At 63.0% G+C, this 14,052-nt stretch carries 13 protein-coding genes; 12 read left to right on the forward strand and 1 reads right to left on the reverse strand.

Features of this window, described 5'->3' with window-relative positions; all coding sequences use genetic code 11:
* The first annotated feature begins 19 nt into the window (after nucleotides 1-19).
* The 12 genes from nuoE to Q0319_RS08040 all read left to right on the forward strand — a co-directional run bounded on the left by nuoE (nucleotide 20) and on the right by Q0319_RS08040 (nucleotide 12,828).
* Nucleotides 20-523: an NADH-quinone oxidoreductase subunit NuoE gene (gene nuoE / locus Q0319_RS07985; protein ID WP_296464021.1), complete on the forward strand. Its 504-nt coding sequence runs from the start codon at nucleotides 20-22 to the stop codon at nucleotides 521-523.
* Nucleotides 520-1,836 carry an NADH-quinone oxidoreductase subunit NuoF gene (nuoF, locus tag Q0319_RS07990; RefSeq protein ID WP_296464022.1) on the forward strand — a complete coding sequence of 439 codons (1,317 nt, stop codon included), beginning with the start codon at nucleotides 520-522 and terminating at the stop codon, nucleotides 1,834-1,836. The genes nuoE and nuoF overlap by 4 nt, the downstream gene beginning before the upstream one ends.
* A 76-nt stretch (nucleotides 1,837-1,912) precedes the next feature.
* On the forward strand, nucleotides 1,913-4,240 hold the full coding sequence (gene nuoG / locus Q0319_RS07995; RefSeq protein WP_299451695.1) for an NADH-quinone oxidoreductase subunit NuoG: 2,328 nt from the start codon (nucleotides 1,913-1,915) through the stop codon (nucleotides 4,238-4,240).
* Nucleotides 4,240-5,313 carry an NADH-quinone oxidoreductase subunit NuoH gene (nuoH, locus tag Q0319_RS08000; RefSeq protein ID WP_296464027.1) on the forward strand — a complete coding sequence of 358 codons (1,074 nt, stop codon included), beginning with the start codon at nucleotides 4,240-4,242 and terminating at the stop codon, nucleotides 5,311-5,313. The genes nuoG and nuoH overlap by 1 nt, the downstream gene beginning before the upstream one ends.
* Before the next feature lie 41 nt (nucleotides 5,314-5,354).
* Complete coding sequence (nuoI, locus tag Q0319_RS08005) at nucleotides 5,355-5,843, forward strand: NADH-quinone oxidoreductase subunit NuoI (protein ID WP_299451696.1); 489 nt, start codon at nucleotides 5,355-5,357, stop codon at nucleotides 5,841-5,843.
* A gap of 8 nt (nucleotides 5,844-5,851) precedes the next feature.
* The gene (locus tag Q0319_RS08010; RefSeq protein WP_296464031.1) at nucleotides 5,852-6,499 is read left to right on the forward strand and encodes an NADH-quinone oxidoreductase subunit J; all 648 of its coding nucleotides are present in this window, start codon (nucleotides 5,852-5,854) and stop codon (nucleotides 6,497-6,499) included.
* Complete coding sequence (nuoK, locus tag Q0319_RS08015; protein ID WP_296464033.1) at nucleotides 6,496-6,804, forward strand: NADH-quinone oxidoreductase subunit NuoK; 309 nt, start codon at nucleotides 6,496-6,498, stop codon at nucleotides 6,802-6,804. The genes Q0319_RS08010 and nuoK overlap by 4 nt, the downstream gene beginning before the upstream one ends.
* A 27-nt stretch (nucleotides 6,805-6,831) precedes the next feature.
* Nucleotides 6,832-8,838, forward strand: a complete 2,007-nt coding sequence (nuoL, locus tag Q0319_RS08020; protein ID WP_299451699.1) for an NADH-quinone oxidoreductase subunit L — start codon at nucleotides 6,832-6,834, stop codon at nucleotides 8,836-8,838.
* An 11-nt stretch (nucleotides 8,839-8,849) separates the two neighbouring features.
* Nucleotides 8,850-10,337 (forward strand): NADH-quinone oxidoreductase subunit M, encoded by a 1,488-nt coding sequence (locus Q0319_RS08025; RefSeq protein WP_296464037.1) that lies wholly within the window; start codon nucleotides 8,850-8,852, stop codon nucleotides 10,335-10,337.
* An 18-nt stretch (nucleotides 10,338-10,355) separates the two neighbouring features.
* Nucleotides 10,356-11,837, forward strand: a complete 1,482-nt coding sequence (gene nuoN / locus Q0319_RS08030) for an NADH-quinone oxidoreductase subunit NuoN (protein WP_296464039.1) — start codon at nucleotides 10,356-10,358, stop codon at nucleotides 11,835-11,837.
* A 74-nt stretch (nucleotides 11,838-11,911) separates the two neighbouring features.
* Nucleotides 11,912-12,232, forward strand: a complete 321-nt coding sequence (locus tag Q0319_RS08035; RefSeq protein WP_296464041.1) for a DUF2818 family protein — start codon at nucleotides 11,912-11,914, stop codon at nucleotides 12,230-12,232.
* Entirely contained in the window at nucleotides 12,229-12,828 is a 600-nt protein-coding gene (locus Q0319_RS08040; RefSeq protein ID WP_296464043.1) for an NUDIX hydrolase, read from the forward strand. The genes Q0319_RS08035 and Q0319_RS08040 overlap by 4 nt, the downstream gene beginning before the upstream one ends.
* 104 nt (nucleotides 12,829-12,932) lie before the next feature.
* Here Q0319_RS08040 and Q0319_RS08045 read toward each other — a convergent pair whose 3' ends face one another.
* Nucleotides 12,933-13,949 (reverse strand): tripartite tricarboxylate transporter substrate binding protein, encoded by a 1,017-nt coding sequence (locus Q0319_RS08045; RefSeq protein ID WP_296464045.1) that lies wholly within the window; start codon nucleotides 13,947-13,949, stop codon nucleotides 12,933-12,935.
* Nucleotides 13,950-14,052 lie beyond the last annotated feature (103 nt).

Raw genomic sequence — 14,052 nt, forward strand, 5'->3', positions numbered from 1 at the left:
GTCCCAACCGGATACCACCATGCTGCTTTCCGAACAGGCCCTCAAGAAGATCGACCGCGAAATCGCCAAGTACCCGGCCGACCAGAAACAGTCCGCCGTGATGGCGGCGCTCGCCATTGCGCAGGACGAAAAGGGCTGGCTGTCGCAAGAGGTGATGGAAGAAGTGGCGAAGATCCTCGGCATGCCGCCCATCGCCGTGCAAGAGGTCGCGACCTTCTACAACATGTACAACCTCAGGCCGATGGGCAAGTACAAGATATCGGTCTGCACGAACCTGCCCTGTGCGCTGCGCGACGGCGAGAAGGCCGCGCACTATCTCAAGCAGAAGCTGGGCGTGGATTTCAAGGAAACCACCGCCGACGGCCTGTTTACCGTCATCGAGGGCGAGTGCATGGGAGCCTGCGGCGACGCGCCGGTCCTGCTGGTGAACAACAAGCGTATGTGCATTCAGATGTCCGAAGCCAAGCTCGACGCACTCATCGACGAGCTCAAGGCCGAGGCGAGTGCCGGAGGTGCAAAATGAGCATGGCCGTACCGGTCATCAGCACGGCGTTCCACAACCGCCACATCGACCCGCAGATCATGGCGGGCCTGGACGGCAACAACTGGCGCCTGAAAGATTACGTTGCGCGCGGCGGGTACGAGGCCCTGCGCAAAGTCCTGTCCAGCATGACGCCGGAGCAGGTCATCGCCGAAGTCAAGGCTTCGGGGCTACGCGGACGCGGCGGTGCGGGCTTCCCGACAGGGCTGAAGTGGAGCTTCATGCCGCGGACCTTCCCCGGGCAGAAGTACCTGGTCTGCAACTCCGACGAAGGCGAGCCGGGTACGTTCAAGGACCGGGACATCCTGCGCTACAACCCGCATATCGTGATCGAGGGCATGGCCATCGCCGCCTACGCGATGGGCATCTCCGTGGGATACAACTATATCCACGGCGAAATCTTCGAGGTGTACGAGCGATTCGAGGAAGCGCTGGAAGAGGCCCGCGCGGCCGGGTTCCTGGGCGACGACATCCTGGGCTCGGGCTTCAGCTTCCAGCTGCATGCCCACCACGGCTACGGCGCCTATATCTGCGGCGAGGAAACCGCGCTGCTGGAGTCGTTGGAAGGCAAGAAGGGGCAGCCGCGCTTCAAGCCGCCGTTCCCGGCGAGCTTCGGCCTGTATGGCAAGCCCACCACCATCAACAACACCGAGACGTTTGCCGCGGTGCCGTGGATCATCCGCAATGGCGGCGAGGCCTATTTGCAGGTGGGCAAGCCCAACAACGGCGGCACCAAGCTGTTCTCGGTCTCCGGCGACGTCGAGTATCCCGGTAACTACGAGGTGCCGTTGGGCACGCCATTCTCCAAGCTGCTTGAACTGGCCGGCGGCGTGCGCGGCGGCCGCAAGCTCAAGGCCGTGATTCCCGGCGGGTCGAGTGCCCCGGTCGTGCCCGCGGACATCATGATGGACTGCACGATGGATTACGACTCGATCGCCAAGGCCGGGTCGATGCTGGGCTCGGGCGCAGTCATCGTCATGGACGAGACGCGTTGCATGGTGAAGTCGCTGCTGCGCTTGTCCTACTTCTATTACGAAGAAAGCTGCGGCCAATGCACGCCGTGCCGCGAAGGCACGGGCTGGCTCTATCGCGTGGTCCATCGCATCGAGAGCGGCAAGGGGCGTCCGGAAGACCTGGACCTGCTCGATTCCGTGGCCGGAAATATCATGGGCCGGACGATCTGCGCGCTGGGCGACGCCGCGGCGATGCCGGTGCGCGGATTCCTGAAGCACTATCGCGACGAGTTCATGTACCACATCGAGAACAAGCGTTGCTTGGTGCCTCAGTACCTGTAGCCGGCGGTTTGCCCGTAACGAAAGTATTTACCGAAACGCATACGCCCCGCCCGTAGTGGGGGCAAACGGAAACAAGATGGTTGAAATTACGATCGACGGCAAGAAAGTGGAGGTGGCCGAGGGCAGCATGATCATGCATGCCGCCCAGAAGGTCGGCCTTTACGTGCCGCATTTCTGCTATCACAAGAAGCTGTCGATCGCGGCAAACTGCCGCATGTGTCTGGTCGACGTCGAAAAGGCCCCCAAGCCGTTGCCCGCCTGTGCCACCCCGGTCAGCAACGGCATGGTGGTCCATACTGCTTCCGAAAAGGCCATCAACGCCCAGAAAGGCGTGATGGAGTTCCTGCTGATCAACCACCCGCTGGACTGCCCGATCTGCGATCAGGGCGGCGAGTGCCAGCTGCAAGACTTGGCGGTCGGCTATGGTGGTTCGTCCTCGCGCTACAGCGAGGAGAAGCGCGTGGTGTTCCACAAGAATCTCGGCCCGTTGGTCTCGGCCGAGGAAATGACCCGTTGCATCCACTGCACCCGCTGCGTGCGCTTCGGCCAAGAGATTGCCGGCGTGATGGAGCTGGGCATGCTCAACCGGGGGGAACACTCGGAGATCACGACCTTCGTCGGCCGTGCCGTCGAGTCGGAACTGTCGGGGAACATGATCGACCTGTGCCCGGTCGGCGCACTGACTTCCAAGCCGTTCCGCTACAGCGCGCGGACCTGGGAGCTGGCGCGCCGCAAATCGATCAGCCCGCATGACAGCATCGGCGCCAACCTGATCGTGCAGGTCAAGAACGACCGCGTAATGCGGGTCGTCCCCTTCGAGAACGAAGCCGTCAACGAGTGCTGGATCAGCGACCGCGACCGGTTTTCGTATGAAGGCCTGAACAGCGAGGATCGCCTGACCGCGCCGATGGTGCGGGGCGCGGACGGCCAATGGAAGGAAGTCGAGTGGCCCGAGGCGCTCGATGCCGTCGCGGCCGGCCTGCAGTCGGTGAAGAATAGCTTCGGCGCTGGCCAGATCGGCGCGCTGGCTGCCCAATACTCGACCACCGAAGAATTTGCGCTGCTGGCACGGTTGGTGCGCGGCTTGGGGTCTGACAATATCGACTTCCGCCTGCGCCAGACCGATGTCGGCTTCGATGCCGTTCGCAACGGCACGCCCTGGCTGGGGCTGGCGCTGGCCGATGTCGGCAAGCTCGATTGCGCGCTGGTGATCGGTTCGTTCCTACGCAAGGATCACCCGCTCCTGGCGCAACGCCTGCGCCAGGCCGCCAAGGCTGGTACCCAGGTCATCCTGGTCGACGTCGCCGCCGACGATCCGCTGATGCCCGTGGCCGAGCGCATCACGGTGGCACCGGCTGCGTTGCCTTCTGTGCTCGCCGAGATCGCCGTGGCAGTCGCGCGGGCCAAGGAAGCCGTCGTGGCGCCCGAGCTCGCCGACGTCCAACCGGGCGAGGCCGCGACCCGCATCGCTGCTTTGCTGGCCGCATCCGAAAACGGCGCAGTGCTGCTCGGAAACCTGGCCGCCCAGCATCCCCAGGCCAGCACGCTGGCCGCCAATGCGCAGTTGATTGCCGGCTCGATTTCGGCACGCCTGGGCTTTACGGTCGAGGGCGGCAATACCGTCGGCGGCTACCTGGCCGAAGCCGTGCCGGTGCGCGGCGGCAAGACCGCGGCGCAAATGTTCGCCGAACCGCTCAAGGCCTATATCGTGCTTCATGCCGAACCGGCGCTGGACGCAGACAACGGCGTGGCTGCCCTGCAGGCGCTGCGCTCGGCACAGTTCAACGTGGCGCTGACGCCGTACCGTTCGTCTGCCCAGGACTGGGCGCACGTCATGCTGCCCGTCGCCCCCTTCACGGAAACCTCGGGCACCTTCGTCAATGCCGAGGGGCGGGTGCAGAGCTTCAAGGGCACGGTGCGTCCGCTGGGGCTGACCCGTCCCGGCTGGAAAGTGCTGCGCGTGCTGGGCAACGCCCTGGAGCTGCCCGGCTTTGACGACGAAACCTCCGAATCCGTGCGCGATGCGGTGCTCGCCGGCGAGATCGCCCCGCGCCTGTCCAATGCCTTTGCCGCCAAGCCAGGCCTCGGCAAGGCGGTGCAGGGCCTGCAGCGCGTGGCCGACGTGCCGGTGTATTTCAGCGACGCCATCGTCCGGCGCGCGCCTTCGTTGCAGGCTACGCCGGCTGCGGCGGCGCCGACCGCGCGCGTGAATGCGGCGACCCTGGCCGAACTGGGGTTGGCCGACGGCGACCGCGTGCGGGTGAAGTCCGGCACCGGGTCGGTCGAACTCTTCGTATCTTTGGATGACACGGTGCCGGCCGGCGCCGTGCGTGTTGCCGCCGCCCATGCCTCGACCTTCGCACTGGGCAGCGCGTTCGAACAACTCAGCGTGGAGCGTGCCTGATGCAGTGGATCGACGTCCTTCAGGCTCAAGGAACGGAGCTGATCGGGCCGGCGGCCTGGTCGGTGGTGTGGAACATCGTCAAGATCGTCTGCATCGCGATACCCATCATCTTGTGCGTGGCGTACCTCACGTACTGGGAGCGCAAGATGATCGGCTGGATGCACATCCGCCTCGGGCCGAACCGGGTAGGGCCCAAGGGGTTGCTGCAGCCGTTCGCCGACGTGCTGAAGCTGCTGACCAAGGAGGTCATCGTCCCCAGCAACGCCAACAAGGTGCTCTACATCGTGGCGCCCGTGGTGGTGTTGATGCCGGCGCTGGCGGCCTGGGCGGTCATGCCGTTCAGCCCCGAGGTGGTGCTCGCCGACGTCAACGCCGGCCTGCTCTACATCATGGCGATCACTTCGCTGGGCGTTTACGGCGTGATCATCGCCGGCTGGGCGTCCAACTCGAAGTACGCCTTCCTCGGCGCGCTGCGTGCCTCGGCGCAGATGGTGTCTTACGAGCTGGCCATCGGTTTCGTGCTGGTGACGGTGTTGCTGGTTTCCGGCAGCCTGAACATGAGCGAGATCGTCTTGAAGCAGGCCAGTGGCCGCTTCGCCGACATGGGCTTGTCGTTCCTGTCCTGGAACTGGCTGCCGCTGCTGCCCCTGTTCGTCATCTACGTGATCTCGGCCGTGGCGGAAACCAACCGCCACCCGTTCGACGTGGTGGAGGGCGAGTCGGAGATCGTCGCCGGGCACATGGTGGAATATTCGGGCATGGCCTTCGCCCTGTTCTTCCTGGGTGAATACGCCAACATGATCCTGCTCTCGGCGCTCGCCTCGATCATGTTCCTGGGGGGCTGGCTGCCTCCGATCGACGTGGCGCCGTTCAACATGGTGCCCGGCATCGTTTGGCTGGCGCTCAAGACGTTCGTCGTGGTGTCCATGTTCATCTGGTTCCGCGCGTCTTTCCCGCGCTACCGCTATGACCAAATCATGCGCCTGGGCTGGAAGGTCTTCATTCCGCTGACGCTGGTCTGGCTGCTCGTGGTGGCGGTCTGGATGCAGACGCCCTGGAACATCTGGAAGTAAGCGCCCGCCGAGTGCGAGCCAAGAATAGGCAGAACTGAAACATGCAAGCGATCAAGGAATTCTTCGGCAGCCTCATGCTGACCGAGCTCCTCAAGGGATTGCGCCTGACGGGGCGATACATGTTCGCCCGCAAGATCACGGTGCAGTATCCCGAGGAGAAGACACCGATGTCTCCGCGCTTTCGTGGCCTGCATGCCTTGCGCCGCTATCCCAACGGGGAAGAGCGGTGCATCGCTTGCAAACTGTGCGAGGCAGTCTGCCCGGCGGTGGCCATCACGATCGAGTCGGAGCCGCGTGCAGACGGCACGCGCCGCACCACCCGCTACGACATCGATCTGACCAAGTGCATTTTCTGCGGCTTCTGTGAGGAAAGCTGCCCGGTCGACTCCATCGTCGAGACGCACATCCACGAGTATCACGGCGAAAAGCGGGGCGATCTGTATTTCACGAAGGAAATGCTGCTGGCGGTCGGCGACCGCTATGAAGCCGAAATCGCGCAGAATCGCGCGCAGGATGCGAAATACCGGTAACCGAAACCATGACCGCCATACTGTTCTATATCTTCGCCGCGATCCTCGTCGTGGCCGCCTGCCGGGTGATCATCGCGCGCAGCCCCGTGACTGCCGTCATGCACCTGGTGCTGTCGTTCTTTACGGCGTCCATGATCTGGATGCTGTTGAAGGCCGAGTTCCTCGCCATCTTGCTGGTCCTCGTTTACGTTGGGGCGGTGATGGTGCTGTTCCTGTTCGTGGTGATGATGCTGGACATCGACTCGGCCAAGCTGCGGGAAGGGTTCCGGGCACACCTGCCGCTGGGCATGATCGTCGGCGCGATCATGGTGGCCGAAATGGCCTTCGTGCTGGCGAGCGCGTACTGGGATCCGAGCGTGGCGCAGGCGCCGGCTGATTTCAACAACACGCGTGCCATAGGCGTGGCGATGTACACCGAGTACATCTACGCCGTGGAGATCGCCGCGGTCATCCTGCTCGTTGGCATGGTTGCCGCCATTGCGCTGACGCTGCGTCGCCGTACCGACGTCAAGGTAACGCGTCCGTCCGAGCAGATCCGGGTGCGCCGCCAAGACCGCGTGCGCCTGGTTAAGATTCCGTCGCAATCCGTAAGTTCCCAGGAAGGCGAGAGCGCTGCCGCGTCCGCCCCCTCCGACTCCAAGGGAAGCCAACTATGACCTTGACTCTCGGCCACTTCCTCGTGCTGGGGGCGATCCTGTTCGCCATCAGCGTCGTCGGCATCTTCCTCAACCGCAGGAACATCATCGTCCTCCTCATGGCGATCGAACTGATGTTGCTGGCGGTGAACATGAATTTTGTCGCCTTTTCGAGCTGGATGGGCGACCTGAGCGGACAGGTGTTCGTGTTCTTCATTCTGACCGTGGCAGCCGCGGAGTCCGCCATCGGCCTGGCGATTCTGGTTGTGTTGTTCCGCAACCTGAACACGATCAACGTTGATGAACTTGACCGGCTGAAGGGCTGACGGTCTGGGCTACGAGAATATCAAGACATGTCGGTACCTAAGCTCTATCTCCTCATCGCATTCGCCCCGCTCGTCGGGTCCATCATTGCTGGCTTGTTTGGCACCGGATTCCTCGGCCGGTGGGTGAGCCGGGCGGGCGCCCATTGGGCGACCATCCTCGGCGTGCTGGTGTCGGCCGTCGGCTCGGTCATCGTGCTGAACGACGTGCTGGCGGGGAACACCTTCAACGGCGCGCTCTACACCTGGAGCGCGATCGGCGGCGTCAAGCTGGAAATCGGCTTCATGATCGACACGCTGTCGGCCATGATGATGGTCGTGGTCACGTCCGTGTCGCTGATGGTGCATATCTACACCATCGGCTACATGCAGGACGATCCCGGCTACCAGCGCTTCTTCGCGTACATCTCGCTGTTCACCTTCTCGATGCTGATGCTGGTCATGTCCAACAACATGCTCCAGCTGTTCTTTGGCTGGGAGGCGGTGGGCCTGGTGTCGTACCTGCTGATCGGCTTCTGGTATACCCGTCCGACCGCCATCTTCGCCAACATGAAGGCCTTCCTGGTGAACCGGGTGGGCGACTTCGGTTTCGTGCTGGGCATCGGCCTGTTGTTCGCCTATGCCGGATCGATGAACTACACCGAGGTGTTCGCGCAGTCGGACAAGCTCGCGGGCATGGTCTTCCCGGGTACGGACTGGATGCTGCTGACGGTGGCCTGCATCGCCTTGTTCGTGGGCGCCATGGGCAAGTCGGCGCAGTTCCCGCTGCATGTCTGGCTGCCTGACTCGATGGAGGGCCCGACGCCCATCTCGGCCCTGATCCACGCCGCGACCATGGTGACCGCGGGCATTTTCATGGTGGCGCGCTTCTCGCCGTTGTACGAGCTGTCGAGCACGGCGCTGTCGTTCATCATCGTGATCGGTTCGATCACTGCGCTGTTCATGGGCTTCCTGGGCATCATCCAGAACGACATCAAGCGCGTCGTCGCGTATTCGACGCTGTCCCAGCTCGGCTACATGACCGTGGCCTTGGGCGCGTCTGCCTATTCGGTGGCAATCTTCCACCTGATGACCCACGCCTTCTTCAAGGCGCTGCTGTTCCTGGCGGCGGGATCCGTGATCATCGGCATGCACCACGACCAGGACATCCGCAACATGGGCGGCCTGCGCAAGTACATGCCCATCACTTGGCTGACGTTCCTGCTCGGCTCGCTGGCCCTGATCGGCACGCCGTTCTTCGCCGGCTTCTATTCCAAGGAAAACATCATCGAGGCCGCCAAGCTCTCCAACGTTTGGGGATCGGGCTTTGCCTACTTCGCGACCTTGGCCGGCGTGTTCGTGACCGCCTTCTATTCATTCCGCCTCTACTTCCTGGTGTTCCACGGCAAGGAGCGGTTTGATGCGTCCGGCGAGCACGGCCACGGCCATGGCCACGACGACCACGGCCACCATGGCGGCGTACCGCACGAGTCTCCTGCGGTGGTCACGGTCCCGCTGATGCTGCTGGCAATTCCCTCGGTCATCATCGGCGCCATTGCCATCGAGCCCATGCTGTTCGGCGACTTCTTCAAGGGAGTCATCTTCAATTCGCCCGAGCACCCCGTCATGGCGCAACTGGCCGAGCATTTCCACGGCTGGGTCGCATACGGCCTGCACGCCTTCGGCACCGCGCCTTTCTGGCTGATGGTGGCAGGCGTGGTGGTTGCTTGGTACTTCTACATGGTCAATCCGGCCATTCCCGCTGCCATCAAGGCTCGCGCAGGCTGGCTGTACAACCTGCTCGAGAACAAGTACTTCATGGACAAGATCAATGAAGCCGTCTTCGCGCGCGGTGCCCGTGCGCTGGGCGGCGGCCTGTGGAAAGTTGGCGACCGCTCGCTGATCGACGGCCTCGTGGTCAACGGCAGCGCCCGCCTGGTGGGTTGGTTCGCCGGCGTAGTCCGCCATCTGCAATCGGGCTACATCTATCACTATGCCTTCGCCATGATCGTCGGCATCATGGCCTTGGTTACCTTCTTTGTCCTGCTGAACAATTGATGGCAAGCGATATGGCTCAAACTTCTTTTCCGTGGCTCTCGCTTGCGATCTTCACCCCGATCGTGTTCGGCGCGCTGGTGCTGGCGGTGGGCCGCGACAGCAATCCTCAGTTGGCGCGGATCCTGTCCCTGATCGGTGCGATCGCTGGCTTCTTGGTGACGCTGCCCTTGTATACGGGGTTCGACCCATCCACGGCGGACATGCAGTTCGTCGAAAGGGCGACCTGGATCGCCGACTACGGCGTCTCCTATTACCTCGGCATCGACGGCATCTCGCTCTGGTTCGTGCTCTTGACGGCCTTCATCACCATCATCGTGGTGCTGGCCGGCTGGGAGGTCATCACAAGCCGGGTCGCCCAGTACATGGGGGCGTTCCTGATCCTGTCGGGCCTCATGATCGGCGTGTTTGCCGCGCTCGACGGCCTGCTGTTCTACGTGTTCTTCGAAGCCACCCTGATCCCGATGTACATCATCATCGGCGTCTGGGGCGGCCCGAACCGGGTCTATGCCGCGTTCAAGTTCTTCCTCTATACGCTGCTGGGCTCGCTGCTGACGCTGATTGCCTTCATCTACCTGTGGTATTCGGCGGGCGGCTCCTTCGACATCCTTGCCTGGCACAAGCTGCCGCTGGGACAGACCGAACAGGTGCTGATTTTCCTGGCATTCCTGATGGCATTTGCGGTGAAGGTGCCGATGTGGCCGGTGCACACCTGGCTTCCCGACGCACACGTCGAGGCACCCACCGGCGGTTCGGTAGTGCTGGCGGCGATCATGCTGAAACTGGGGGCGTACGGTTTCCTGCGCTTCTCCCTGCCCATCGTGCCTGATGCCGCGCACAGCCTGGCCGGCCTGATGATCGCGCTGTCGCTGATCGCCGTGATCTACATCGGCCTGGTGGCGCTGGTGCAGGACGACATGAAGAAGCTGGTTGCCTATTCGTCCGTGGCGCACATGGGCTTCGTTACGCTGGGGTTCTTCATCTTCAATACGGCGGGCGTCGAAGGCGCCATCGTGCAAATGGTGTCGCACGGTTTCGTCTCGGGCGCGATGTTCCTGTGCATCGGCGTGCTGTACGACCGCGTGCATTCGCGCCGCATTGCCGATTACGGCGGCGTGGTCAATACCATGCCGAAGTTCGCGACGTTCTTCGTCTTGTTCTCGATGGCAAACAGCGGGCTGCCTGCCACCAGCGGCTTCGTGGGCGAATTCTTCGTCATCATGGGGTCGGTCGAGTACAACTTCTGGATCGGCTTGCTGGCTGCGACGGCGCTCATCCTCGGCGCAGCCTATTCGCTGTGGATGGTCAAGCGCGTGGTCTTTGGCGACATCACGCATCAGCACGTGCGCGAACTGTCGGACTTGAGCGCTCGCGAGTTTTTCATCCTGGGCGTGATGGCCATCGCCGTGTTGTACATGGGTGTTTATCCCGCGCCCTTTACCGACGTGATGCACGTCTCGGTCGATGCGCTGCTCAAGCACGTCGCCATTTCGAAACTGTAAGACGCCGGACGTTAAGCAATGGAATTTGCCAATTTGAATTTGTCCCTGGTCGCGCCGGAAGTCACGCTGCTGGTGCTGACGTCCGCCATCTTGCTGATCGATTTGTTCGTCAAGGATGATGGCCGCGCGCTCACGCACATCCTGTCCCTGCTGACGCTGGTGCTGTTGAGCTGGATGAGCTTGTCAGCCCTGGCCACGGGCGTGCAAGGCGTTGCGTTCGACGGCATGTACGTGACCGACGGCCTCGCGCACGTGCTCAAGGTGTGCTCGTACATCGCTGTCGGCGTGACGCTGATCTACGGCAAGGGTTATGCCAAGGATCGCGGCATGTTGCGAGGCGGTGAGTTCTACGTGCTGTCGCTGTTGGCGCTGCTCGGCCAGATGGTCATGATTTCCGCGGGCAACCTGCTGACGATCTACCTCGGCCTGGAGCTCATGTCGCTGTCGTTCTACGCGCTGATCGGCCTGCGCCGCGACCATACGGTTTCCACCGAAGCGGCGATGAAGTACTTCGTGCTGGGCGCCTTGGCCTCGGGGCTGCTGCTCTACGGCATGTCGATGATCTACGGCGCCGCCGGCAGCTTGAACCTCGCCGACATCTCCCTGGCCACCACGGATGCGGGCGATCACCGCATGATCCTGGTCTTTGGCCTGGTGTTCCTGGTCGCGGGAGTCGCGTTCAAGCTCGGCGTCGTGCCGTTCCACATGTGGGTGCCCGACGTCTACCAAGGGGCGCCCACCGCTGTGACGCTGCTGCTGGGCGGCGCGCCGAAGCTGGCGGCCTTCGCCATGGTGCTGCGCCTGCTGGTGGATGGCTTGTTCGGCCTGGCCGCGGATTGGCAGCCCATGCTGGCGATCATGGCGGTACTGTCGCTGATGATCGGCAACCTGGCCGCCATCATGCAGACCAACATCAAGCGCATGTTGGCCTATTCGACCATTTCCCACATGGGCTTCGTGTTGCTGGGCCTGATGTCTGGCGTGGTCGAAGACAGCGCCTTCAACGCGCAGAATGCGTATACGTCGGCGATGTTCTACGTCATCGTCTACGTGCTGACCACGCTCAGCTCTTTCGGCGTGTTGATGCTGCTCTCGCGCGCAGGCTTTGACTGCGAGAACATTGACGACCTCAAGGGCTTGAACCGCCGCAACCCCTGGTTCGCGGGGGTCATGCTGCTGCAGATGTTCTCGCTGGCGGGCATCCCGCCCACGGTCGGGTTCTATTCCAAGCTGGCGGTCTTGCAATCGCTGGTCCAGGCCAACCATATCGTGCTGGCCGTGATTGCCGTGCTGTTCTCCCTGATCGGCGCCTTCTACTACCTGCGCGTGGTCAAGGTCGTGTACTTCGACGAACCCGCGGACCAGGCGCCGCTGCAAGGTTCCGCCGGTTTCCGTACCGTGCTGTCGGTCAACGGCATCCTGCTGCTGGTTCTCGGCGTGTTCCCCGCACCGCTGGTCGCCGTGTGCGCCCAAGCCATCGCCAGTTCGCTCGCCCTCTGATCGCCGGGCGGTAGCCGCCGCGGCCTTCGGGCCGCCGTCGTCCCAGGCCGGGTTTGTCGCGCAGGAATACCGACTTGAAACAAACCGTCGCTATTTACGTCCTGATCCTGCTGGCATTGGTCACGGCTAATCTGCCGTTCCTGTCGGAACGCATTTTCGGCGTCATCGCCTATCGCCGGGACGGCGCGGCAGCGACCAAGCCCTTTTGGCTTCGCCTCGGGGAAGTGCTGGTCTTCTACCTGGTGGTCGGCGCAATCGGGTTCGCCTTCGAGGCTAGCCTGGGGAACGTCTTTCCGCAGGGCTGGCAGTTCTACGTGGTCACGCTGACGCTTTACCTCGTGCTGGCCTATCCTGGTTTCGTTTATCGTTACCTGTTCAGACGGAGTGCGCGATGAGTGCCTACGACCACGCCTTGGAAGAGCTGGCGCGCAGTTCCGAGCGGCTGCGCGAGGAGCCGTTGGCCAGCGAGACAGTATTCAAGGGCAAGCTGCTGGACGTCCGGCGCGACATCGTCCGGCTGCCTGATGGCACGACGTCTACGCGCGAATACATCGTGCATCCGGGGGCGGCCATGATCGTGCCGGTCTTGCCCGACGGGCAAGTCATATTGCTGCGCCAATACCGGTATCCCGTCCATCGCGCCTTCATCGAATTTCCCGCCGGCAAGATCGATGCGGGCGAATCACCGCTCGCGACCGCCCAGCGCGAACTGACCGAGGAAACCGGCTACCGCGCCAGCAAGTGGACCGAATTGACCACTATCCACAATGCGATCGGATACGCCGACGAGCGCATCGTGCTCTACATGGCCGAAGGCCTGGAGCGCGGCACGCAGAAGCTGGACGACAACGAATTCGTCGAAGTATTCAGCGCCCCGCTCGAGCGTTTGCTGGCGTGGATCGAGGCGGGCCAGGTCACCGACGTCAAGACGGTGATCGGGGCATTCTTCGTCGAGCGGCGCAGGAAAGGGGCCGCTGCGGTATCCGGCTAGCCAGGCGAAGGTTTTTCGTACGCCGGAACATGCGAGCGGCCCGCAGGGCCGCATGATGTCCGCCTCGCAGCGGGCACCCCGGGCCCGCTGCCGGAACGGCGGTGTCATTCGAGCGACACGTTGGCCTTCTGGATCAGCTTCTGATAAGTCTGGGACTTGAGCGTGGTTTGGCGGCGGATTTCTTCCGGCGACCAGCTGATGACCTGGAAAGCGAATCCGTCCAGGCGATTCTTGACTTCGGGATCGGCCACGGCCTTGGCTACTTCCGCATTGATCTGGTCGCGGATCGCAGGCGGAATTCCCTTGGGGGCCAAGAGCACGACAAAGGAATTGACGTCGAGGCCGGCGGGGCCGGCGCTTTCGGCTACGGTCGGCACGTCTGGCATTTGGGATATGCGCTTGGGCGCCGCGACCGCGATGTAACGCAGTTTGCCCGCCTGGTACGGACCTTGGCTCGAGGCGATGGTAGCCATGCTCCAGTTCACATCCCCGTTGCTCACGGCCGCGTATAGCTGTCCGACTTCCTTGTACGGCACGTGCTGCATGGAGACGTTCGCATCACTCTCGAGGGCGATGCCGCCAAGGTGGCCCGGGCTGCCAATGCCCCAGGAGCCGTAAGTGACCTGCCCGGGCTTGGCTTTGGCCGAGGCGATGAGGTCGGAAACGGACTTCCACGGCGATTGGGTGGAAACCGACACGAGGAAGGGCGTAATGAAGAGCGTGGCGACCGGATCGAAGATTTGGTCCGGGTCGTAGTTCCGGCTCTTGTACAAGTGCGGCAGGGCGGCCAGCTGCTCACTGTCCAGCTGAAGCAGCGTGTAACCGTCCGGCGCCGCGCGCTTGACGGCATCGATGGCGATGAAGCCGGCGCCCCCGGGGCGGTTTTCCACGATGACGCGTTGGCTCCACGCCTTGCCGAGGCGGTCGGCTACCAGGCGCAGCACGGTGTCCGGTCCGCTTCCCACCGAGAACGATGTGACGAGCGTGACCGGTTTCGACGGGTAGGCGTCCGTTGCCAGGGCGGTGGTCGAGAAGGCCGAGCCCGAGATGGCAGCAAGGCAGAGCGCAAGGAGGTTGCGGCGCCAGTGAAAAGCCTGGGCGCGAGAAGCCGGGACGGACATGTGTTTGTCTCCTTATGGTCTTGGATAGCCCATGTAGGATAAGTGGTCCGCCGCCGCGCAGTCAAAGTCGCTTGCCTGCACGGTTGCCCTCGCCGGAAGCCTG

The organism is uncultured Pigmentiphaga sp., from assembly GCF_937950555.1.
Lineage (GTDB): Bacteria > Pseudomonadota > Gammaproteobacteria > Burkholderiales > Burkholderiaceae_B > Pigmentiphaga.